Source organism: Clostridium beijerinckii HUN142, from assembly GCF_000621745.1.
Classification (GTDB): Bacteria; Bacillota; Clostridia; order Clostridiales; family Clostridiaceae; genus Clostridium; species Clostridium beijerinckii_A.
Genome location: NZ_KK211335.1, coordinates 379,034 through 403,739 on the forward strand (window position 1 = coordinate 379,034; position 24,706 = coordinate 403,739).

A 24,706-nucleotide genomic window follows, 5' to 3' on the forward strand; every position below is an offset into this window, starting at 1 on the left:
TAAAGTAAATATAAGCAATATAGGAGGCAATAAATATGGAAAAGATAAAAATTTCAACTCCGTTAGTTGAAATGGACGGAGATGAAATGACAAGAATTATTTGGGGCGCAATAAAAGAGGAATTATTAAATCCTTTTATTGAATTAAATACAGAATATTATGATCTTGGATTAGAGTATAGAAATGAAACTAATGATCAAGTTACTGTAGATGCTGCAGAGGCTATAAAAAAATATAAAGTTGGGGTGAAATGTGCAACCATTACACCAAATGCAGCAAGAGTTAAAGAGTATAATTTAAAAGAAATGTGGAAAAGTCCTAATGGTACTATAAGAGCAATATTAGATGGAACAGTATTTAGAGCACCAATTATAGTAGAGCCAGTAAAGCCATATGTTAGGACATGGAAAAAGCCTATTACAATAGCAAGACATGCTTATGGGGATGTATATAGAGATGTTGAAATGAAAATAGAAGGAAAAGGTAAATGTGAACTTGTATTTACCTCTGAGACTGGCGAAGAAAAGAGAGAGTTAGTACATAACTTTGCAGGTGATGGAGTGGTTCTTGGTATGCATAACCTTAATAAGTCTATTGAAAGTTTTGCAAGAGCTTGCTTTAATTTTGCACTAGATACTAAACAAGATTTATGGTTTGCAACTAAGGATACAATTTCAAAGAAATATGATCATACATTTAAGGATATTTTTCAAGATATTTTTGATGATGAATATAAAGTTAAGTTTGATGAGGCAGGAATTGAATATTTCTATACGTTAATTGATGATGTGGTTGCCAGGGTTATTAAATCCGAAGGTGGAATTATATGGGCTTGTAAAAACTATGATGGAGATGTAATGAGTGATATGGTTGCTACAGCATTTGGTTCACTTGCAATGATGACATCTGTACTTGTTTCACCAGAAGGAAACTATGAATATGAAGCAGCACATGGAACTGTTCAAAGGCATTATTATAAACACTTACAAGGCGAAGAAACGTCAACAAATTCTATTGCAACAATATTCGCGTGGTCTGGAGCCTTAAAGAAAAGAGGAGAACTAGACAGTAATGCTGATTTAGTTAATTTTGCAGATAAATTGGAAAAGGCTTCAATTAAAACAATTGAAGATGGAATAATGACTAAAGATTTATCGTTACTTGCTGAGCATAGTAACATTCAAACATTAAATACCTTTGATTTTATTAAAGCTATAAGAAAGACATTAGAGGAAATACTTTAATTTTCTTTAATATGATTTATTTAATATTTAGAAATAAGTAAAGATAATATTTTCGATATAAAAAATTATAAATAAAAATAGGCTGCGTAAAAATAGAATCCTTTTCTATTTTTAGATAGTCTATTTTTTTTGCTTAGAGTTTGAATGAAGTGTGTATAAATCATAATTTTAATAAATGGATTATTCTAATTGCATAAATTTCATAGAATTAAATAATATATGAATAATTATAAAATTGTTAAAATAATTAAGTGAATTTAACAAAATAAAGCAAAGTGATAGAAATAAAACGTTACCAATTAACAAAAGCACAATTTTGAAAAAAAGTTATTGAAAATCATTTTCAATGCTAGTGAAAAGTGATATTATTATATATAGGAAAGCCAATTAAAATCATTATCAATTGATTGTGAATTTAATTGGCGATGAAATGTAAGGAATTATACATAATTAATTTATGAAAAAATTAGTAAGTTTAATTAAGGGGGAAATATTATGCCATTAATATTAGCTAATAAGGGAAATGAAATGAACATTAAAAAAATTACTGGAAATGATGAAACAAAAAGATTTTTAAATAGTTTAGGATTTGTTACAGGTGAAACGGTTAAAATTATTTCTGAACTTGGAGGAAATCTAATAATAAATGTTAAGGATAGCAGGGTTGCATTAGATAAAAGAATGGCAAGTAGAATTATAGTTTAGGAGGATTTTTATAATGAACACATTAAAAGAAATTAAATGTGGACAAACTGTTAAAGTTAAAAAGGTTGATGGTTTAGGACCTGTTCGTAGACGTATTATGGATATGGGAATAACAAGAGGATGTGAAGTGTATGTTCGTAAAGTGGCACCGCTTGGGGATCCAATAGAAGTAACAGTTCGTGGATATGAATTATCACTTCGTAAAGCTGATGCAGAAATGATACTTGTAGAGTAATTTAATACAAAAAAATATATACCCTAGCTTAGATTAATATGGAAAGGTATATATAGTGATTAGGAGGAATAGAAATGTCAATTAAAATAGGGCTTGCAGGTAACCCTAATTGTGGAAAGACAACTATGTTTAATGAACTTACAGGTTCATCACAATATGTTGGTAACTGGCCAGGGGTAACGGTTGAAAAAAAAGGTGGTAAGTTAAAAGGACACAAAGAAGTCGAAATTGTTGATTTACCAGGAGTTTATTCACTATCACCATATACTCTTGAAGAAGTTGTAACTCGTAATTTTATGATAAATGATAGACCAGATGCGGTGATTAATATTGTAGATGCATCTAATATTGAAAGAAATTTATATTTAACAACTCAGATTTTAGAATTAGGAATTCCTACAGTTGTAGCACTTAATATGATGGATATTGTGGAGAAAAATGGAGATAAAATAGATATTAATAAATTATCAAAAACTCTAGGGTGTCCGGTAGTTGAAACTTCTGCACTTAAAGGAAACGGAGTTAAAGCGGCAGCAGAAAAGGCTATAGAAATAGCTAATTCAAAGAAAAAACCAAATTTCCAAGTGCCTTTTTCAAAAGAAGCTAGAGATGCTTTTGAAGAGATAGAAAGAATTGTCAAGGGCAATATCCAAAGTAAGGATACTAATATTAATTGGCTTTCTATAAAATTATTTGAGCGTGATAAAAACATAATAGATAATTTGAAACTTCCAGAAAACATATTAAATGATATAGAAGCAATAACACAAAAGTATGAAAATGAACTTGATGATGATAGTGAAAGTATTGTTACTTCAGATAGGTATGCATTTATAGGAGATGTAGTTTCAAGTGCCATTAAAAAGAGCAGTAATGGAAAAGAAACAACATCAGACAAAATTGATAAAATTGTTACGAATCGTTTCTTAGCATTGCCAATTTTTGTAGTTGTTATGTATGCTGTATATTACATAGCGATAACAATAGGAACAATAGGAACTGATTGGATTAATGATACATTATTTGGAGAGATAATTCAAGGAAGCGCTTCAGACTGGATGGCAAATGCAAATGTAGCCGATTGGTTACAAGGATTAGTAATTAACGGAATAATTAGTGGAGTAGGTTCAGTAATTGGATTTGTACCACAAATTATACTACTATTTTTATTCTTATCTGTGCTTGAAGATTGCGGATATATGGCTCGTGTAGCATTTATTATGGATAGAATTTTCCGTAAGTTTGGTCTTTCGGGTAAGTCATTTATACCAATGTTGATAAGCTCTGGATGCGGTGTACCTGGTATTATGGCAACTCGTACAATGGAAAATGAGAGAGATAGAAAAATGACAATTATGCTAACTACATTTATTCCTTGTAGTGCTAAGTTACCAATCATAGCTCTAATTGCATCAGCATTTTTCAATGATTCTGCTTGGGTAGCTCCATCAGCGTATTTCTTGGGGATAGTAATGATTATCATTTGTGGAATTATATTGAAGAAAACAAAATTATTTGCTGGAGATCCTTCACCATTCGTTATGGAATTACCACAATATCATGTACCAAGTGCAAAAAGTGTAGTTATCCATATGTGGGACAGGGTAAAAGCATTTATAGCAAAAGCTGGAACAATAATTTTAGTATCTTGTGCAGCAGTGTGGTTTTTACAATCATTTAACTGGTCATTCGAAATGGTGGATGCAGATAATAGTATACTGGCAAGTCTAGGAAATATTATTGCACCTATATTTGCACCACTTGGCTTTGGAAATTGGCAATCAGCAGTTTCAACAGTTACAGGACTTGTTGCAAAGGAAAATCTTGTTGGAACATTTGGTGTTTTATATGGAATAACAGATGCATCTGAAACTGATCCAGCATTAATTAATAATGTTGGTGCAATGTTTACAGCAGCAAGCGGATTTGCATTTATGGCATTCAATTTACTTTGTGCTCCTTGTTTCGCAGCAATTGGTACAATAAGACGTGAAATGGGAAATTGGAAGTGGACATTCATTACTATAGGATTCCAGACAGCAACTGCATATATTGTTGCACTTGTTATTAATCAAGTTGGTAATTATATATTGGGAGTTGGAAGCCTACTTGGAGCTGTAGTTTCTATTATTATTGCAGTAGCTGTAGTATTAATAGTTATAGCGACAGGAAGAAAGGAAGCAAAAGAAAAATTAATTAACACTAATTTAAGTTATACAAAATAATGTTTATATAATTAAATTTAAGCATGACAATATACTTAAATTAAGATTTAAGGAGTGATAACTATGATGGCAACAATTATATTAGCTAGTATTATATTTGGGTTTATGGCATTTGTGATAGGAAAACAAATAAAAAAAGCTAAAAATGGAGAAAGTGGATGCGGATGTGGATGCTCTGGTTGTTCATCAGCTAATGCGTGTCACGGAGTAAAGATAAAGCAAAAATAAAATATTAGCATATATATTTTATAAATGAGTTCTTATATTTTAGCCTTGATTGAATGCTTAACTTATTAGCAGATCAGATATAAAATTATTATTACAGTGTGTAAAAAAGTAGTTGTTTAGGACAACTACTTTTTTGTTATTTTAGAATTTTTACTATATAAAAATTTAAATACATAATGGAAATCTTTTGAATAAATGTATTGACAAAGTGAATAGGATAAACTATAGTATAATTCATATAATCCCTATTGAAATAATAGGGATTAAAAAATAAATGATAATATAACTAATAAAATAATATTATTAGACTATTATATAGATGCTATCATGAATTCTTTAAATGAGATTTAGATGGGGGATTATAACTAAAAACCCACTAAACATATATGAAAAATAATATACTTGAAAGGGGCAAATATTATGAAAAAGAGGAGAATATTAAGTGTTACGCTTTCTATAGCTTTAATAATGGGGGCTTTTATAGGGTGTGGAAAGCAAGAAACTAATAGTGAAAATTCAGACAGTAAAAAACATGTAGAACTTTTGAATGTATCATATGATCCAACAAGGGAATTATACACAAAATTTAATGATAGTTTTATAAAATACTGGAAGGAAAAAACTGGACAAGATGTAACAATAAATCAATCTCATGGAGGTTCTGGTGCACAGGCACAATCAGTGATTGGTGGATTGGAAGCCGATATTGTAACCTTAGCACTAGGTTATGATATAGATGCTATAAGTCAAGCTGGTCTTGTAAATAGTGGTTGGCAAAGTAAATTTAAAGAAAATAGTTCACCATATACATCAACTATAGTTTTCCTTGTTAGAAAAGGAAATCCTAAGAATATAAGAGATTGGGATGATTTAACAAAGGAGGGAGTTTCGATAGTAACACCAAATCCAAAAACATCAGGAGGAGCTAGATGGAATTACTTAGCAGCTTGGGCCTATGCATCGAAAAAGTATAATGGAGATGAAAAGGATATAAAAGATTTTATGTCAAAGTTATATTCAAATGTAGTAGTCTTGGACTCAGGAGCCAGAGGAGCAACAACAAGTTTTGTTGAGAGAGGATTAGGAGATGTACTTATAGCATGGGAAAATGAAGCACTTTTATCACTTAATCAACTTGGAAAAGATCAGTATGAAATAGTAGTGCCATCATTAAGTATTTTGGCAGAACCTCCTGTTGCTGTAGTTGATAAAGTTGTTGATAAAAAAGGAACTAGAGAAGTTGCGGAGGGCTATTTAGATTATTTATATACTAAAGAAGGACAAGAAATAGCAGCAGAAAATTATTACAGACCTAGAGATAAGGAAGTTGCTGAAAAGTATAAAAGCATATTTCCAGAAGTTAATTTAGTTACAATAGACAGTGAATTTGGAGGATGGGAAAAAGCTCAGGAAACTCATTTCTCAGATGGAGGAACATTTGACCAAATTTATATTCCTAAAAAATAAGGATTGCATAGGAGAGGTGATTCCATATTAAATTTATAATTATAAAGACGATTTTAGTTAGATTAGAAATATAAGTAAGAGTTAACAAAATAATAATTTTAAAAACTTACTAAGTAAAATTTAACATTTTTATTTAGTAAGTTTGATTTTTGTTAATAATTAATATTTTTGAGTTGATTTTATTGACAAAAACATAAATTTCCCTTATAGTATATTTCATATAAAGTTTATAAAATTAGTAGGAAATAAAAAAGACATCATATATAATTAATTAAGCTGTGTAATTATAACATCAAGTATTATTTTATGTAATAAATGATATATATGATTTAATTAAGTTTTTATATCATAGTCTTAATTAGATCTTTGATTAATAAAACTTGAGGTGTAAATTTATTACTGAAACGTATGCTAAAGCTTGGTATTTGCTAGGGTATTATCTATTTAAAACCCTACTAAACATATATGAATATTGATTTTTACATATGAGCAATAAATATTTATGAAAAAAGATTGGGGAGAATATTGTGAAAAAAACTGGGATTTTATGTTTAATGCTTTCTATTACATTAATTACTGGGGCTTTTGTTGGATGTGGAAAGCAAGGAACTAATGGCGATAATAGCAAAAAACCAGTGGAACTCTTGAATGTATCATATGATCCTACAAGAGAATTATACACTAAGTTTAATGAAAGTTTTATAAAGTACTGGAAAGAAAAAACTGGACAAGATGTAACCATAGATCAATCTCATGGAGGATCCGGTTCACAAGCGCAGGCAGTTATGGGAGGATTAGATGCTGATATTGTGACTTTAGCATTGGGATATGATATTGATGCCATAAGCAAAACTGGCCTTTTGAATAGTGATTGGCAAAGTAGGTTTAAAGAAAATAGTGCACCATATACTTCAACTATTGTTTTTCTTGTTAGAAAAGGAAATCCAAAGAATATAAAAGACTGGGATGACTTAACAAAGGATGGAGTTTCAATAGTGACACCAAATCCAAAAACTTCAGGTGGAGCTAGATGGAATTACCTAGCGGCTTGGGCTTATGCATCAAAAAAATATAATGGTGATGAAAAATCTATAAAAGAGTTTATGTCAAAGTTATATTCGAATGTAGTTGTATTAGATTCAGGATCCAGAGGAGCTACTACTAGTTTTGTTCGAAGAGGATTAGGTGATGTTCTTATAGCTTGGGAAAATGAAGCTATGTTATCACTACAACAGCTTGGAAAAGATAATTATGAAATAGTTACTCCATCGTTAAGTATTTTAACAGAGCCATCAGTTGCAGTAGTAGATGAAGTTGCTGATAAAAGAGGTACTAAAGAGGTTGCTGAAGCATATTTGAATTACTTATATACTAAAGAAGGACAAGAACTAGTAGCTCAAAACTATTATAGACCAAGAGATAAAGAAGTTGCTGAGGAATATAAAGATACATTTCCAAAGTTGGATCTTGTAACAATAGATGATTCATTATTTGGGGGATGGAAGAAGGCGCAATCAACACATTTCTCAGATGGAGGAACATTTGACCAAATCTATATTCCTAAAAATTAAGAATATTAGATTATAAAGTGAAGATTAATTCAAGTGGGGATGCCAAAAGGAATTTTAGTTGGACTTATACCATCAAGGAGAATCAAATCTAGGAGATCGCCAGTTTTATATCCAACCTAAATAATAAGAAGATAAAAGTGGCTAGGTATCAGAGAAATTCTTAAATATGGTAATTATTTTGTTAGAGTGGGGGATGAATATGAGCAAGACAAAAAGAGTTATTCCTGGATTTAGATTGACAATGGGTTTTTCTCTTGTTTACCTAAGCCTTATAGTTTTAATTCCTCTATCAGCTTTAGTAATAAAGTCAGGTGGAATGGGGTTAGATAAATTTCTTAATACAGTAGTAAACGCTAGAACATTACACGGATATTTAGTAAGTTTTGGTGCAGCATTTATAGCAGCGATAATAAATAGCATATTCGGAGTGATTTTAGCGTGGGTTTTAGTGAGATACGATTTTCCATTTAAAAGATTTATAGATGGAATAATTGATTTACCATTTGCGCTTCCAACAGCTGTTGCAGGTATCTCGCTTACTACCTTATATTCTGAGAATGGTTGGATAGGAAAAATACTTTATTCATTTGGAATAAAATCATCATTTTCTATTTTAGGAATTGTTATAGCTTTAACATTCATAGGAATTCCATTCGTTGTAAGAACAATTCAACCGGTTCTTGAAGATTTAGATGGCCAATATGAAGAAGCGGCAGCAATGCTTGGGGCTGGTAGGGTAAGAACTTTTTGCAAAGTAATATTTCCAGAAATATCAGCTCCATTATTAACTGGATTTGGTTTAGCCTTTGCAAGAGGTGTTGGTGAGTATGGTAGTGTAGTTTTTATTGCAGGAAATCTTCCAATGAAAACAGAAATTGCGCCTCTTTTAATTATGTCAAGACTAGAACAATATGATTATAGCGGTGCTGCGGCTATAGCACTAGTTATGTTAGGCGCTTCATTCTTAATATTATTCGTTATAAATGGAATTCAACTATACAATAGTAAATTAAAGCAGATATGAGGTGAATAGTAAATGAAAAAGACATCCATGAATAGAAGTGAAAATAAATTCTTGAAATATGGTTTGATAGGTATAAGCATAATTTTTCTTATATTAATGCTTATTATTCCATTGATATCGATAATTTCTGAAGCTTTGTCTAAAGGATTTAATGCATATATTAAAGCAATTTCAGATGGATATACTCTTAAAGCTATGAACCTTACATTAATAGCTACGTTAATAGCAACAATTATGAATACTATATTTGGTATATGTATTGCCTGGGCTATAACAAAATTTAAATTTAGAGGGAAAAGCTTGCTAGGAACCTTAATTGATTTACCATTTGCAATTTCTCCTGTTATTGCAGGATTAATATTCGTATTAACTTTTGGAAAAGGGAGCTTTTTAGAAAATATTTTAGTCCCTAATAATATAAAAATAGTGTTTGCTGTACCAGGAATAATATTAGCAACAATATTTGTAACATTTCCATTTGTAGCAAGAGAAATAATACCTTTAATGAACGCTCAGGGAACTGATGAAGAAGAAGCAGCAGCAATGATGGGAGCTAATGGATTTAATATATTTAGAAAAATAACTCTTCCCAATATTAAATGGGGACTTATATATGGAGTAATACTTTGTGCGGCAAGAGCCATGGGAGAATTTGGAGCGGTATCAGTAGTATCTGGTCATATTAGAGGAAAGACAAATACTCTTCCATTACACATTGAAATCCTATATAACGAATATCAATTTTCAGCAGCTTTTGCAGTTGCTTCCATATTGGTAATCATTGCAGTAATTGTTTTAATATTGCGTAATATTGTGGAATGGAAAACTAAAAAGGGGGTATAGCATGTATGTATGTGGAACTAAAGAATATTAATAAAAGGTTTGGGGATTATAAAGCATCTGACAATGTTAGTTTTAGGATAGAGCAGGGAAAATTAATTGGTCTTTTAGGCCCAAGTGGAAGTGGTAAGACTACGATACTTAGAATGATAGCAGGTCTTGAAACCCCAGATGAAGGAGATATCATTATCAATGGAGTTAAAGTAAATGATATAGAACCGGGGAAAAGAGGAATTGGCTTTGTATTTCAAAGTTATGCTTTATTTCGTCATATGACAGTTTATGATAATATAGCGTTTGGCCTTGTAGTACAAAAAGCTAAAAAAGATTATATACATGAAAGAGTTATGGAACTTATAGAATTAATTGGCCTTAAAGGTCTTGAAAAGAGGTATCCTGGTCAATTATCTGGTGGACAAAGACAACGTGTAGCATTTGCTAGAGCACTTGCGCCTAATCCACAGCTTCTACTACTGGATGAGCCTTTTGCGGCAATTGATGCAAAAGTAAGAAAAGAACTTAGAAGATGGCTTAGAGAAACAATATCGAAATTAGGAATAACAAGCATCTTTGTAACTCATGATCAAGATGAAGCAGTAGAAGTAGCAGATGAGATAATAATAACAAATAGAGGTCAAATTGAGCAAAAGGGTAGTCCAGTTGAAATATATAAGAATCCAAAGACTCATTTCGTAGCGCAATTTATTGGGGAATCAAATCTAATAGATGATTATACTAAGCTAAAAGGATTTGAAGTTGTAAACCCTAAAGAAACAAAGGCAATAGTACGTCCTGAGTTTATACAAATTGCTAAAAATGACAAGGAGATTTTGACTCCTCTTGCAGCAGAAAAAGGAATTGTAAAAGGTATTGCATTTAGAGGAAATAATCTTGAAATAGATGTACAGGTAGGAAGCCAAATATTTTATGGATATCGCAGCTTGGAAGATGAAGAATTAAAAATTGGTGAAGAAGTTTTCGTTTTAATCCATAGAGTTTATGCATTTGATGAAAAAAATGCAAATGTTGTGGAAAATAAGATTAAGACAGAAGAAATGTCTGTATTTATTTAGTACGGCACAATCAAAAAATATTGACCTTAAAAAAGGAGATATGATATGAGTAAGAACGTTCAAGTGAAAAAATTAGAAACTGATGTATTAATTATTGGAGGAGGTACTGCCGGGTGCTATGCGGCCTTAACCATACGTGAAAATTCTAATGCATCCGTACTTATCCTTGAAAAAGCTAATATTAAGAGAAGTGGGTGCTTAGCAGCCGGAGTAAATGCAATCAATGCATATATAGTAAAAGGAAGAACTCCTGAAGACTATGTTGACTATGCAAAAAAGGATGCAGATAATATTGTGCGTGAAGATTTACTTCTTACAATGTCACAAGGTTTAAATAAGGTGACAAAAAAGTTAGAGGATTTAGGGCTTGTTATTTTAAAAGATGAAAATGGCGAATATGTGGCTAGAGGAAATAGAAATATAAAAATTAATGGTGAAAATATTAAGCCTATTTTAGCAGATGCAGTGCAGGAACTAAACGATGTCACTGTTATGAATCAAGTTAATGTTATTGATTATATTGTAAAAGATAATCAGATACTTGGGGCTTTTGCAGTTGGTGCAGAAGAAGAAATTCTATATGAAATTAAAGCAAAAAGGGTAATATGCGCAACTGGTGGAGCAGCAGGTCTTTATAAACCTAACAATCCAGGTTTTTCAAGACATAAAATGTGGTATCCTCCTTTCAACACTGGTGCAGGGTATGCTATGGGAATAAAAGCAGGGGCTGAAATGACTACTTTTGAAATGAGATTTATTGCTTTGAGATGTAAAGACACAATTGCACCAACAGGTACAATTGCTCAAGGTGTAGGAGCAAAGCAGGTAAATTCAAAAGGAGAAGTTTATGAAGCAAAATATGGTCTAACTACATCAGAAAGAGTTTATGGAACAGTAAAGGAAAATCAAGAAGGAAGAGGGCCTTGCTATTTAAGAACAGAAGGTATTACTTCTGCTCAAGATGAAGAATTAAAGAAAGCATATTTAAACATGGCACCTAGTCAGACTTTAAAATGGATAGAGTCAGGTAAAAATCCAAGTGAGCAAAATGTAGAAATTGAGGGAACAGAACCATACATAGTAGGTGGACATACTGCTAGTGGATATTGGGTTGATACTAAAAGGGAAACAACTATAAAAGGTCTTTATGCAGCAGGCGATGTAGCTGGTGGATGTCCACAAAAGTATGTTACAGGAGCACTAGTAGAAGGGGAAATTGCAGCAAAGGCAGCAGTTGAAGCAATAAATAATAGTGATGAAAATGTTATTACTTTATCAACAGCTGAAGAAGATTTACTTATAAAGAAAAAGAAATCAGAAGTTGAAAAAGTATTAAACTCTGAAAATCAGATATTTAATTTTGAACAACTTGAAGAAGCAATGCAGAAGGTAATGGATACTTATGCAGGTGGAATTGGAAGTAGTTATCAATTTAATGAAAAGCAGCTTAAACTTGCAATGGAGAAAATCGAGCAAATTGAAAAATTAAGTGAAAGTCTTTATGCAGAAGATATGCATGAATTGATGTTTGTATATGAGTTAAAAGAGAGACTTACTCTTTGTAAATCTGTAATTGCCCATTTAAAAGCGAGAAAAGAAACTAGATGGCATAGCTTTGCAGAAAATCTTGATTATCCAGAGAAAAGCGATGAATGGTTAAAATATGTTAATTCAAAACTTATAGATGGAAAGCTTACAATGTTATATAGAGATTTAGTGGGAAGAGGTGAAACATATGAGCATAGCAATTAATAAAAGTAAATGCATAGGATGCAAAAGATGTTTAGCTGTGTGTCCAGGAAGTCTTATAAAATCAACTGAAGATGGAAAGAAAGTGTATATAAAATATCCTAAAGATTGCTGGGGATGTTCTTCGTGTATAAAAGAATGTCCTACAGGTTCGATTTCATTATATCTAGGAGCAGATATGGGTGGAAGAGGAAGTAAACTTACAGTTAAATTTAAAGAGGATATTGCGGATTGGAAAATTGAAGAAACTGATGGAACAGAGCATTCTATTAAGATAAACCGTAAGGATTCGAATCAATATTAATATGAAACACATAATTCACAATTATCAATGAACAGTTAAGCAGGAAAAGCTTATAGGCTTTTAAAAAATATACACATATGAAAAAAGCAGCTATGCTGCAATCAAGATCATTTATTTTAGAAAAAAGCAGCTATGCTGCATATAAAAACATTAATTGTGAATTGTGAATTGTGAACTATTAATTACAATAAATATATTTAAAAATTTAGATTAGCAAATAGGGGGACTAATATATGAGTGAATTATCACATCTTGATAAATTAGAAGCAGAAGCAATTTATATTATTAGAGAAGTAGCTGCAGAATGTGAAAATCCAGTAATGTTATATTCCATTGGTAAAGACAGTTCAGTTATGTTACATCTTGCAATGAAAGCATTTTATCCTGAAAAGCCACCATTTCCTTTCATGCATATAGATACAACATGGAAGTTTAAAGAAATGATCGAATTTCGTGACAATACAGCTAAAAAATTAGGAATAGAGATGATTGTCCATTCAAATGAAGATGGGATAAAGCAAGGTATTAATCCTTTTGATCATGGTTCAGCTTATACTGATATCATGAAGACACAAGCTTTAAAGCAGGGATTATCTAAATATGGTTTTACAGCAGCCTTTGGTGGTGGACGTCGTGATGAAGAAAAATCTCGTGCAAAGGAAAGAATTTTCTCTTTTAGAAATGAAGCACAAGCATGGGATCCTAAAAATCAAAGACCAGAAATGTGGAAGCTTTATAACACTAAAATAAATAAAGGTGAAAGCATGAGAGTTTTCCCAATTTCAAATTGGACTGAAAATGATATATGGCAATATATAAAGCGTGAAAATATTGATATTGTTCCTTTATATTTTGCAAAAGAAAGACCATGCATTGAGCGTGATGGTAATATTATAATGGTAGATGATGATAGATTAAAGCTATTACCAGGTGAGAAGGTTGAACATAAGAAAATAAGATTTAGAACACTTGGATGTTATCCATTAACAGGTGGTTTTGAATCAGATGCAATTACTTTAGATGCGATTATTGAGGAAACCCTTAGTGCCGTATCATCTGAGAGAACAACTAGAGTTATTGATAGTGAAGCAGCAGGTAGTATGGAAAGAAGAAAGAGAGAGGGGTATTTCTAAGATGAAGAGCTTATTAAAGTTTATAACATGTGGTAGTGTAGATGACGGAAAATCTACTCTTATTGGACATATTTTATATGATTCAAAGCTTTTATATGCAGACCAAGAAAAAGCTTTAGAATTAGATAGTAAAGTTGGAAGCAGAGGCGGAGCAATAGACTATTCTCTATTATTAGATGGCTTAATGGCAGAGCGTGAGCAAGGAATTACAATAGACGTTGCATATCGTTATTTTACAACTGATAATAGAAGTTTTATAGTAGCAGATACTCCAGGACATGAAGAATATACTAGAAATATGGCAGTAGGTGCGTCTTTTGCAGAACTTGCTATTATATTGTTAGATGCAAAGCAAGGTGTACTTGCTCAAACAAGAAGACATGCAAGAATTTGTTCTTTAATGGGTGTAAAACATTTTGTATTTGCAGTTAATAAGATTGATTTAGTAGGATACAGCCATGAAAGATTTTTAGAAATTGAAGAGCAAATTAAAGAATTAGTAAATGAACTTTCATTAGAAAATGTTCATATAATTCCTGTTTCAGCTACAGAAGGTGATAATGTTACAAAGAAATCACAAAATACTCCATGGTATGCAGGAGATGCACTTTTAACACACTTAGAAAATGTAGAGATTGATAGTAAATCAGAAGAAGGTTTCTATATGCCTGTTCAAAGAGTATGTAGACCAAATCATACTTTCAGAGGATTCCAAGGTGAAATTGAAGCTGGAAGCATTTCTGTAGGAGATGAAATTACGACACTTCCTAGCAATGAAAAAGCATTAGTAAAAAGCATTCATATTACTGATAAGGAATCACAAAGTGCAGGAAAAGGTCAATCTGTTACAATACAACTTAATAAAGAAGTTGATGTATCAAGAGGCTGTGTACTTACAAAAGGAACTGATATTACTACAAGCAAGCTAATTAGTGCAAAGATTCTTTGGATGGATGACTCAGAATTAACAGCTGGTAAAGAGTACTTTGTAAAAGTAGGAACTAAGATGTTAACTGGTGTTGTTACAGATGTAAAGTATAAAATTGATGTAAACACAGGGGAGCATTTACCAACCGGTTATTTAACAAAAAATGAAATAGCAGCATGTGATATTTTACTTTCTGAAAAAATAGTTGTGGATAAGTTCGATACACATAAAACTTTAGGAGAACTTATTTTAATAGATCGTATTACTAATATGACATCAGCTTGTGGTGTTATAGAAGATGTTCATAATAATGATGCTAAAAATGGAAAATTTGCGTTTGAATATAATGAATTAAAAGCAAGAGGAGACATTTTTGAAGAATTCTATTATGATACAGAAACTTTATCTATCTTCAAATATAAGCCGGAAGAAAAAACTTACACTGTAGGTGATGAACTTCCAATAGAAGGTGATAGCTATAAATATCCAGAGAACTTTGATTTACTAGTTCTTCGTGATGGAGTAGCAATTGAAGTACGTGATAAGAAAATTGCTAATATTAAATCAATCGATGATTATAAGTATCAAGAAGTTACAGTTATTAATGGTAGAGGGTTTGAAGTAAAAGTAAATTCTAATGAGGAAGTTGCAACATTCTTAAATGAATATAAAGAAACTAACGAGAAAACTCTAGGTGATTTCTTAAATAAATGGGTTGTATTTGAAACTTATAGAAAAGTAGTTTTTCATAGTACTAAATAGAGAATATATACAGTTGTTTTCTTAAATATAGAACGTATAAAATAAATTAGAGAATGCCTTAAAAATGATTAAAAAGTCATTTTTAAGGCTTTTTTGTTTTTTGCTAGTTATAATTATTAAGTTTAAAATTGGAAAAATCAAAATGATATAATATATTATTATGTAAATAATATAAGGAAAAATGTACTATATTCATATTTGTTTTGTTGAAAAAGAAATTATTTGATGATAAAGTTTAATGTAGATGAATAGAGGTGATTAATTTTATGAAACAGAAAATATTAGTGTTTGATTGCAAACCAGGTATGATTTTGGCTGAGGATATAATATATAATGGCTTAAAGTTGGCATCCAGAAATACAATGCTTAATGCATATATAATAGATAAATTGATTAGTCTTGGGGAATATAGTGCTCATATCTATGTTTCGGAAGGAAACAATAACTTGGGCAAAAGTAATATTGATAAAATCAAAGAATTTGAAGCGGACTATGACGTAAGTATATACAATATTAAAGAGGTAATAAATGAATTAATTACAACAGATAATATGAATGCTGAGAGTATTTCTAAAATATCTAAATCAATAATAAAGTATTTAGATGAACCTAATATCACAATTAAGTGTTTAGTTGCGTTAAAGGAAGCAGATGAATATACTTATAAGCATTGTATAAATGTAGCAATATATTCAATGCTCATAGCAAAGTGGATGAATTTATCTTCAGACACAGTTAAGGAAATTATTGAGTCAGGACTTCTTCATGATATTGGGAAGATTAAAATAGACAATGAAATTTTGAACAAGCCAAGTAAACTAACTAGAGAAGAATTTGATGAAATTAAGAAACATACTATTTTAGGATATGATATAATAAATGATTATAATTATTTTAGTAGAAATATAAAAGATGCAATACTTATGCATCATGAAAGAATCGATGGATCTGGTTATCCGTTTGGAAAGTTAGGAAGAGATATTACATTAAATGCAAAGATTGTTGCAGCAGCAGATACATTTGATGCGATGACATCAAATAGAGTATACAAGAAAGGCTTAACACCATTTAAAACATTTGAAATGTTCTTAACTGAAGGGGTGAAATTGTATGATACTTCAGTTATTTTCGCGCTTTTAGAAAATATAAGCCCATATTACATAGGGATGAAGGTAAGGCTTCAAGATGGGAAAATAGGTGAAATTATGTATATACCTCCTAACGATATACTAAATCCGATTATAAAAGTTAACAATGAGCTTATTGATTTTTCAAGAAGAACAGACTTGGATATAGAGAATATATTTGTGTAAGTGGCTAATGATATGCGAATTTATGATTTGAAAATTCATAATATATATGTTGCAATTTAAATTATACATTAATATAATGTATAATTTATTGTTTTAAGACTTGTATATTAAAATAAGTAGTTGATATAATATTTTATCAGAAGGAAGGATTTAGTTTATAATGAATTATCATATAAAGTACGTATATATTTAAAGTGATTTTTTTAGAACGGAAGGATAAAATATTATGGAGATTATTTTTACAATAGTTGGACAAGTGAGCATCATGTATATATTGATGGCAATTGGCTTTATAGTCTATCGTAAGAAATTAATTAATGACGATGGAGCCAAGCAAATATCTAATCTTTTAGTGTGGGTTATTAATCCGATGATTATGTTAACTCGCTATCAAATGGAGTTTTCTGTAGATAAGTTAAAGGAGCTAGGAATTTCTTTTTTGGTTTCTTTATGTGCAATGTTAATAGGGTTTCTTGTAGGAAAAATTATTTTTAAGAAAGATCAGAGAATAGATAAATTTGCAATCGGGTTTGCAAATGCAGGATTTATTGGCATTCCATTAGTTACTAGTATAATGGGAATAGAAAAGGTGTTTTTTTTATCAGCGTACTTAGTTTGTTTTAATATACTGAGTTACACTTATGGCATATATACAGTATCAAATAATAAAAGCTTAATTACACTAAAAAGTGTTTTGTTTAATCCTGGAATAATAGCTGTGGCATTTGGATTGCTTGTTTTTATTTCGCCAGTAAAGTTGCCAAAGCTTTTTTATGATGCTTTCAACTTAGTTGGACAAACCAATACACCTATTGCTATGATTTTACTTGGTACGTATATTGCTAAGTCAAAACTAATTACATTGTTTAATGATAAACATGCTTATTTTGTGGCATTTATAAAACTTATCATTATTCCAGTTATAATAATGATATTATTTAAATTTTTACCACCATATTTAATAGAAATAAAAAAAGTTGTATTAATAGCTATGGCTACGCCAGTAGGGCTTACAGTACCAATGTTTTCTCAGATGTATGGAGGAGATTATGAGTATGGAGCTAAATTGGTTGGCTTAAGCACATTACTATCATTAATTACTATACCAATAATTTTGTATCTGGCAAATGTCATTTGGTAATCTTCTAGCCTATACAATATAGTAATTAATTATAGTCATTCTTATTATGCTATTAGTTAAGTTTGTATATGAATGTGGTTTGGATGAATCAAACACTATAGAATCACCAGGAGTTAGAACATAAGTTATGTTATCCACATTTAAAGATAGCTCACCATCATAAACGATTATATATTCTTGAGTCTTTTCACCATGGGAATTGGATTCGTATGTGCTATTGCCATCTAGTTCTACGGTAAAAAGCTCAAAATTCCTATTTGAATTACTTGCAAAATAGCAATAAACTCTATATTTATTATCAGGAGATTCTTGGTGCCTAGAATCTTCTTTTTTTATTAAAATATCATTTTTTATCGGCTCATCAATAAGGGATGTATATGGAACCCTAAGTCCACCAGCGATTTTCCATATTGTATTAATAGTTGGATTAGATTCACCACGCTCGATTTGTCCTAGCATTACTTTACTGACGCCACAAATATCAGAAAGTTTGCCTAAGCTCAATTGTCTTTCAGTTCTTAATCTTTTCAAATTCCCAGCAATAATATTATTTAAATTCATATTTTCACTCCTTGACAAATATAAAGTACAAATGTAAGATATAGCATAATATAAAGTATAACGTACAATGTATATAATATATATTACGTTTTTATACAAAAAGTATCAAGGGGGCATTTTATGGAATTGGGGAAAATACCAAATGATTCTTTAGAAATAAAGAATAAAAACAACTCGTATTATTTTATTCAGGGAGTGAAAGATTGTATTCCAACTATATTTGGGTACATAAGTTTAGGGCTTGCATGTGGAATTTTGAGTAAATCTTGTGGGTTGACGGTGTGGGAAGCAATGGGAATGAGCGCTTTTATATATGGAGGATCATCTCAATTTATAGCTTCAAGCATGATTTTATCAACTTCACCGATACCTAGTATAATATTTACTATTTTCTTCGTTAACTTTAGACATTTGTTTATGAGTGCGTCAGTAGCTCCATATTTCAAAGAGAATTCAGTCTTAAAAAACTTTTTTATAGGATTGCTTTTGACAGATGAAACTTTTGTAGTTGCATCAACAGAGGCATTGAGGAATAAGAAAATTAATAATTTATGGATTACGGGTTTGAATATTACCGCATATATAAATTGGATTCTTGCAACAGGAATTGGAGTTCTTATTGGCGGTTTTATTCCAGATTATAAGGCTTTAGGGTTGGATTTTGCATTAACTGCCATGTTTATAGGTTTGCTAATTTCATCTGTAAAAGGAAATATAAAGATAAGAAAAGCTTTGATAATTATTATTGTATCTGCCATAGTTTTAATAGTAAGTACAATATATGTATCCACCAGTATTGGTGTCATTATATCAGCAGTTGCTGGTGCTTTAATTGGGGTGGTGATTAAAGAATGAATTTTTATGTATGGAGTGTTATTATAGGTGGTTGTATTGTAACCATGTTACCGAGGGTTTTACCAATAACTATATTATCAAAGATAAAATTAAATAAGAAAGTAGAAGAGTTTTTGACATATGTACCCATATCTATACTGGCTTCATTAATAGTGGCAGAACTGTTTATTACTGATAATAAATTTTTTATTCAAGGAAAATCTCTAGAATTGCTTGCAGCAATACCAACGATAATTATTGCTCTTAAGAAAAATAATTTATTATTAACAGTATTAACAGGAGTTATTTCAATAGCAATTTTAAGACTAATATTTTAATCCGTAAAAACTTGAATTGACTTGATTATAATCTAAGCGTATTATGTTCTATAAATAAATTATAGAACATAATGGATTTTCTTATATGGTGAAGGAACAAATATAATGATGTATAAAATTAAAATAACAGAGAGAACTAGGATTTGTTTAAAGAATAGTGTATTATTTTCTGTTCTGATCAGTATTTTGGCGCAAATATATATTTATCCCTTTAATAGTAGGTTTGTTTTGGGAGTTGGAGTCGTTGTAATTGGACTTATATTTTCTATATCGGAAAATATATATCCTGTTCTAATTGGAATAATAACAGGAACTATAACTGCATCTATTCGTAGCATTGGGTTATTAATGTCATCTTCTAGCTATTCAAATGATATTATAATGCAGTTTATGCCAGCAGCTATTTTTTATATTATTTATGGTATTTTAGGAACTATATTTCTACTAGCTAGGAGAAATAAATCTATAATATATTTATACTTTTCATTAGTAAGTTTTGATATAATATGCAATGTAGTGGAAATACTTGTTAGAAATATATTTTCTATATCTACCATAAAAGTTATTATATTAACAGCACTTGTTAGAGCATTTATACAATGTTCGGCTTTTTTAATATATAAATATCAAAAATTATACTTTAAGACACTAGAGCATCAAAAACGTTATGCTGAATTAAATTTAATGGTGTCAAAGATATATGCGGAGGCTTTTTATTTGCAAAAATCAACAAATGATTTAAATGCTATAATGAAGGAAGCTTATAATTTGTATGAAATGAATAAGGATAATGAAGAATTTTCAGTTAAGGCGTTATCACTTGCACAAAATGCTCATGAAATTCGTAAAAATAATGACCGGGTTCTTAGAGGGATCAATCAATTAGTACAAAATGTTGAGAAGGCAGAGTACATGTCTATGTCAGAGATTTTCTGTATAATATCTGATAATACAAAAAGACAAATAGATAATGTAAATTCTAATATATTTATAAAATTCAAGCTAGAAGAAGATTATTCGATAAAAAGGTATTATGATATATTTGCTATTCTAAATAATTTAATTATTAACGCGATTGAGGCATGCAGTGGCGATAATACGATAAATGTGATTGGGGAAATTTCGCAAAAAGAATTACTACTTGATATTTCAGATAATGGGACAGGTATTGATAAAGATGTACTTCCATACATATTTAATATAGGATTTTCAACGAAATTCGATGAGGAGACAGGAGCGATGTCTACAGGGATTGGGTTATGCCATGTGAAAAATCTTTTAGAGAATTTAGGTGGAAGTATAAATGTTGAAAGTGATATTAATAGGGGAACTAAGTTTTTAGTGAAAATACCGTTATCGAGTATATAAATTATTTTCATAATAAGGGGGCTATTTATGGAAACAACGTTTGTTATTATTGATGATGATATGGCAGTATGTAAAATATTAGAGCAAGCAATTAAAAAAAATAACTTCGGAAAAGTATTATCCATTTTAACGACAGGAAAAGGTGCCAAAGATCAAATAATGAAATTAAAACCTGATATCGTATTGATTGATTTACGGCTACCAGAAGTAGATGGAATTGAAATTGTGAAAAGAACCTTTAGCAGTGGATATACTGGTAAGATTATAATGTTATCCCAGGTTGAAGAAGGCAAAATGATTTCGAACGCTTACAAAAGCGGAATACTTTTCTATATTAACAAGCCAATTAATATGATTGAAACAATTAGCATTATTAATAATGCTAAAAAACAGATTGAATTAGAAAAATCTATATCAATGATTAAAAGTGTAGTTTTTGAGGGCAATACCGAGAAAGATAAAAAAGTTGAGAATGAAGCGGAAATTTATTCCCAAGAAGAAAAGCTATTGCGTATATTTTCTGATATTAACATTATTGGTACTGCAGGAATAGAAGAATTAAAACTCGTAATACTGAATATCATTAATAAAAAGAAAATTAATCCATCTAAGCCTTATCAGCTAAAAGAGATTTATATGGAGGTCGCCAGAGAACTATATGGAGATTCATTAGCAGTTATTAATTGCAGATCTATGGAGCAACGTATAAGAAGAACTATTATGAAGGCTATGGATTCAATAGCTAGTTTGGGATGTGAAGATAGCGATAATAGCATATATAGAGAATATTCAGCATCACTTTTTGAGATAAAGCAAGTAAAACAGGAAATCAAGCATTTAAAAAATCCAATATACGGTCAAGGAAAAATAAATACAAGAAAATTCATTGAGGGTATATTAATAAAAATTCTAGGTTAACACATATATAAACTACAGAAAACTACAGAAAACACAGTATGTTAAAAATCATTGACTAGAGTAATGGAAAAATATATAATTTACTCAAGATTTAAGAATAAGCAATGGAGCTTTGGTATATGCCAGGGCTCTTTTTTTGTATCCTAAAATTTACAAAGTTAGAATTGTTATTGAAATGGAGATAATACTATGGATAAGACAAGTAGTAATTTACAGCAAAAAAATTTGAATACTGCTCAATTATTAGTTAAGTGTTTAGAAGAGGAAGGAGTTAAATATATATTTGGTATTCCTGGTGAAGAAAATCTTGAAGTTATGAATGCAATATATGATTCTTCTATCGAATTTATTACAACTAGGCATGAACAAGGGGCAGCCTTTATGGCTGACATTTATGGTAGATTAACTGGTAAAGCAGGTGTTTGTCTGGCCACACTAGGACCGGGAGCAACAAATCTAGTCACTGGAGTTGCAGACGCACATAGCGATGGGGCTCCTCTTGTTGCAATCACTGGACAAGTAGGAACAGAAAGAATGCATATTACTTCTCATCAATTTCTAGATTTATGTAAAATGTTCGAACCAATTACAAAGAGAACAAAGATGATAGTACGGCCTGATACAGTAAATGAGATTGTAAGAATTGCATTTAAATATGCAGAAAGTGAAAAGCCTGGAGCGTGCCATATAGATTTACCTGTAAATATATCTAAGATGCCTGTTGGTATAAATGAAAAACCATTAGTGAAAAAAGTACCACCAAAGGAATTTGCTGAGTTTGAAACCATTGAGGAAGCGGCAGCTGAAATATTTAAAGCTAAAAATCCAATTATATTAGTTGGAAGCAGCGCAGTAAGGGCCCAGGCCAGTGAGGCTTTAACTAAGTTCGCAACAGATCTAAAAATTCCTGTTATTGCAACAATGATGTCAAAAGGAATTATTCCCTGTGACAATCAGTACTTTATATCTACTATTGGTATTCCACAAAAGGACTATGTAAATAAGGTTATAGAAAATGCAGATTTGGTAATAGCAATAGGCTATGACATTGTTGAATACGCTCCAGTAAAGTGGAATACAAATGGGAAAATTGAAATTATACACATTGATAACAGACCTGCGCATATCAACAAATTATATCAGCCTAAGGTTGAGGTTGTTGGTGATATTTCAGATTCTTTATTAAAAGTTGCACGAAGAACTTCAAGAAAGGAAAAACCGATATATGCATTAAAGATAAGAGATAAAATAGAAATGGAACATGAAAGCTATAGAAATGATTTGGCATTTCCAATGAAACCTCAAAAGATTTTATGTGATGTTAGGAAGGTAATGGGACCAGATGATATTGTAGTTTCAGATGTGGGAGCTCATAAGATGTGGATAGCCCGTCATTACAATTGTTATAAACCCAATACATGTATCATATCTAATGGTTTTGCAACAATGGGTATTGGGGTACCAGGGGCTATTGCAGCAAAACTTATTAATCCAGATAAGAAGGTACTGGCAATTACTGGTGATGGTGGCTTTATGATGAATTCTCAGGAGATTGAAACTGCTATTCGTATTGGAACTCCTTTTGTAACATTAATATTCAATGATAGCAATTATGGTCTTATTAAGTGGAAACAGCTTGACCAATATGGGAAGAGTTGTTATGTGAATTTTGCAAATCCAGATTTTGTTAAACTTGCAGAGGGAATGAATGCAAAGGGATATCGTATAGAAAAAGCAGAGGATTTTATACCAACTTTGGAGGAAGCGTTTAGACAAACAATTCCAGTTATCATTGATTGTCCAGTTGATTATAACGAAAATATTAAATTAACTGAACGATTGAGAGAAATTAATAAAGAGATATTTGATTAATCTCCATAGATGCCAGCGAAAATATTATTTGGTAAGTTAAGGAGGATATATTTTAATATCTTTACAAATAAGGGGGGGAATAAATGATTAAATTAGAGAATATAGTCAAGAATTTTGGAGATATCCATGTCTTGAAAAATGTGAATTTAAATATAAATGAAGGTGAAAAACTGGTCGTAATAGGGCCGAGTGGATCAGGAAAATCTACGTTGATTAGATGTATGAATTATCTTGAGGAGCCGACATCTGGGAAAGTAGTCATAGATGAATATGATTTAAGTCTGAAAAAAGATTTAGCTAAAGTTAGACAATCTACTGCAATGGTTTTTCAACAATTTAACTTATATCCGCATATGACTGTGTTGGAAAATCTTACTTTAGCACCAATAAAACTTCAAAAGGTAAGTAAAAAAGAAGCAGAGGAATCTGGATTGAAGTATTTAGAAAAAGTGGGATTAAAGGAAAAGGCCGATGCTTACCCTAATCAATTATCAGGAGGACAACAGCAAAGAGTAGCGATAGCAAGAGCACTTAATATGCATCCTAAAATAATGTTATTTGACGAACCAACATCGGCGTTAGATCCTGAAATGATACAAGAGGTATTGGACGTACTAATAGGATTATCTAAGGAAAATATAACAATGGTTGTTGTAACTCATGAAATGGGCTTTGCAAAGCAAGTTGCAGATAGAATTATATTCATGGATGGAGGACAGATTATTGAAGAGGCTCATCCAGAAGAATTTTTTTCAAATCCTAAGAATGATAGGGCTAAAGCGTTCTTAAATAAAATTATAAGATAAGAAACACAATTCACAGTGCACAATTATTGAAAAAACTTCTATGAAGTTTAAAAAATTTTTAAATAGG

Annotated in this window: 23 protein-coding genes; 22 read left to right on the forward strand and 1 reads right to left on the reverse strand. The window is 30.8% G+C overall.

Going from position 1 to position 24,706, the window contains the following annotated elements; genetic code table 11:
* Positions 1-35 precede the first annotated feature (35 nt).
* The 16 genes from T483_RS0119890 (at position 36) to T483_RS0119965 (ending at position 17,942) form a co-directional block, all read left to right on the forward strand.
* Positions 36-1,244, forward strand: coding sequence for an NADP-dependent isocitrate dehydrogenase (locus tag T483_RS0119890; RefSeq protein WP_026888401.1), 1,209 nt, complete (start codon positions 36-38; stop codon positions 1,242-1,244).
* A 495-nt stretch (positions 1,245-1,739) separates the two neighbouring features.
* Positions 1,740-1,949 (forward strand): FeoA family protein, encoded by a 210-nt coding sequence (locus T483_RS0119895; RefSeq protein WP_012060355.1) that lies wholly within the window; start codon positions 1,740-1,742, stop codon positions 1,947-1,949.
* A 13-nt stretch (positions 1,950-1,962) separates the two neighbouring features.
* Positions 1,963-2,184, forward strand: a complete 222-nt coding sequence (locus T483_RS0119900; RefSeq protein ID WP_012060354.1) for a FeoA family protein — start codon at positions 1,963-1,965, stop codon at positions 2,182-2,184.
* 74 nt (positions 2,185-2,258) lie between these two features.
* Complete coding sequence (gene feoB / locus T483_RS0119905; RefSeq protein ID WP_026888402.1) at positions 2,259-4,409, forward strand: ferrous iron transport protein B; 2,151 nt, start codon at positions 2,259-2,261, stop codon at positions 4,407-4,409.
* Between the two features lie 63 nt (positions 4,410-4,472).
* Positions 4,473-4,637, forward strand: coding sequence for a FeoB-associated Cys-rich membrane protein (locus T483_RS30635; RefSeq protein ID WP_080697088.1), 165 nt, complete (start codon positions 4,473-4,475; stop codon positions 4,635-4,637).
* 420 nt (positions 4,638-5,057) lie between these two features.
* Positions 5,058-6,104: a sulfate ABC transporter substrate-binding protein gene (locus T483_RS0119915; protein ID WP_026888403.1), complete on the forward strand. Its 1,047-nt coding sequence runs from the start codon at positions 5,058-5,060 to the stop codon at positions 6,102-6,104.
* Between the two features lie 527 nt (positions 6,105-6,631).
* Positions 6,632-7,675 carry a sulfate ABC transporter substrate-binding protein gene (locus T483_RS0119920; RefSeq protein ID WP_026888404.1) on the forward strand — a complete coding sequence of 348 codons (1,044 nt, stop codon included), beginning with the start codon at positions 6,632-6,634 and terminating at the stop codon, positions 7,673-7,675.
* Positions 7,676-7,874: 199 nt separating this feature from the next.
* Positions 7,875-8,699 carry a sulfate ABC transporter permease subunit CysT gene (gene cysT, locus T483_RS0119925; protein WP_026888405.1) on the forward strand — a complete coding sequence of 275 codons (825 nt, stop codon included), beginning with the start codon at positions 7,875-7,877 and terminating at the stop codon, positions 8,697-8,699.
* 12 nt (positions 8,700-8,711) lie between these two features.
* Positions 8,712-9,542 carry a sulfate ABC transporter permease subunit CysW gene (gene cysW / locus T483_RS0119930; RefSeq protein ID WP_026888406.1) on the forward strand — a complete coding sequence of 277 codons (831 nt, stop codon included), beginning with the start codon at positions 8,712-8,714 and terminating at the stop codon, positions 9,540-9,542.
* Positions 9,543-9,547: 5 nt separating this feature from the next.
* A complete protein-coding gene (locus T483_RS0119935; RefSeq protein ID WP_026888407.1) occupies positions 9,548-10,612 on the forward strand; it encodes a sulfate/molybdate ABC transporter ATP-binding protein in 1,065 nt (354 codons plus the stop codon).
* A 45-nt stretch (positions 10,613-10,657) separates the two neighbouring features.
* Positions 10,658-12,364 (forward strand): adenylyl-sulfate reductase subunit alpha, encoded by a 1,707-nt coding sequence (locus T483_RS0119940; protein WP_026888408.1) that lies wholly within the window; start codon positions 10,658-10,660, stop codon positions 12,362-12,364.
* Positions 12,348-12,665 carry a 4Fe-4S dicluster domain-containing protein gene (locus T483_RS0119945; protein WP_026888409.1) on the forward strand — a complete coding sequence of 106 codons (318 nt, stop codon included), beginning with the start codon at positions 12,348-12,350 and terminating at the stop codon, positions 12,663-12,665. Before T483_RS0119940 ends, T483_RS0119945 begins: the two co-directional genes overlap by 17 nt.
* A 233-nt stretch (positions 12,666-12,898) precedes the next feature.
* Positions 12,899-13,798, forward strand: a complete 900-nt coding sequence (gene cysD / locus T483_RS0119950; RefSeq protein WP_026888410.1) for a sulfate adenylyltransferase subunit CysD — start codon at positions 12,899-12,901, stop codon at positions 13,796-13,798.
* Position 13,799: 1 nt separating this feature from the next.
* Complete coding sequence (locus T483_RS29555) at positions 13,800-15,488, forward strand: sulfate adenylyltransferase subunit 1 (RefSeq protein WP_080697091.1); 1,689 nt, start codon at positions 13,800-13,802, stop codon at positions 15,486-15,488.
* A 266-nt stretch (positions 15,489-15,754) separates the two neighbouring features.
* Positions 15,755-16,801: an HD-GYP domain-containing protein gene (locus tag T483_RS0119960; protein ID WP_026888411.1), complete on the forward strand. Its 1,047-nt coding sequence runs from the start codon at positions 15,755-15,757 to the stop codon at positions 16,799-16,801.
* Between the two features lie 226 nt (positions 16,802-17,027).
* The gene (locus T483_RS0119965) at positions 17,028-17,942 is read left to right on the forward strand and encodes an AEC family transporter (RefSeq protein WP_026888412.1); all 915 of its coding nucleotides are present in this window, start codon (positions 17,028-17,030) and stop codon (positions 17,940-17,942) included.
* Between the two features lie 9 nt (positions 17,943-17,951).
* Here the strand turns inward: T483_RS0119965 and T483_RS0119970 are convergent, their stop codons facing one another.
* The gene (locus T483_RS0119970) at positions 17,952-18,503 is read right to left on the reverse strand and encodes a helix-turn-helix domain-containing protein (RefSeq protein ID WP_026888413.1); all 552 of its coding nucleotides are present in this window, start codon (positions 18,501-18,503) and stop codon (positions 17,952-17,954) included.
* A 120-nt stretch (positions 18,504-18,623) separates the two neighbouring features.
* On the opposite strand from T483_RS0119970, the gene T483_RS0119975 reads away from it, so the two are divergent.
* The 6 genes from T483_RS0119975 to T483_RS0120000 all read left to right on the forward strand — a co-directional run bounded on the left by T483_RS0119975 (position 18,624) and on the right by T483_RS0120000 (position 24,639).
* Positions 18,624-19,358: an AzlC family ABC transporter permease gene (locus T483_RS0119975; RefSeq protein WP_026888414.1), complete on the forward strand. Its 735-nt coding sequence runs from the start codon at positions 18,624-18,626 to the stop codon at positions 19,356-19,358.
* Positions 19,355-19,675: an AzlD domain-containing protein gene (locus T483_RS0119980; RefSeq protein ID WP_026888415.1), complete on the forward strand. Its 321-nt coding sequence runs from the start codon at positions 19,355-19,357 to the stop codon at positions 19,673-19,675. The genes T483_RS0119975 and T483_RS0119980 overlap by 4 nt, the downstream gene beginning before the upstream one ends.
* 228 nt (positions 19,676-19,903) lie before the next feature.
* Positions 19,904-21,043 (forward strand): sensor histidine kinase, encoded by a 1,140-nt coding sequence (locus T483_RS0119985; protein ID WP_242841896.1) that lies wholly within the window; start codon positions 19,904-19,906, stop codon positions 21,041-21,043.
* Positions 21,044-21,070: 27 nt separating this feature from the next.
* Entirely contained in the window at positions 21,071-21,961 is an 891-nt protein-coding gene (locus T483_RS0119990; RefSeq protein ID WP_026888417.1) for a response regulator, read from the forward strand.
* A gap of 189 nt (positions 21,962-22,150) precedes the next feature.
* A complete protein-coding gene (locus T483_RS0119995) occupies positions 22,151-23,833 on the forward strand; it encodes an acetolactate synthase large subunit (RefSeq protein ID WP_026888418.1) in 1,683 nt (560 codons plus the stop codon).
* 83 nt (positions 23,834-23,916) lie between these two features.
* Entirely contained in the window at positions 23,917-24,639 is a 723-nt protein-coding gene (locus tag T483_RS0120000; RefSeq protein WP_026888419.1) for an amino acid ABC transporter ATP-binding protein, read from the forward strand.
* Positions 24,640-24,706 lie beyond the last annotated feature (67 nt).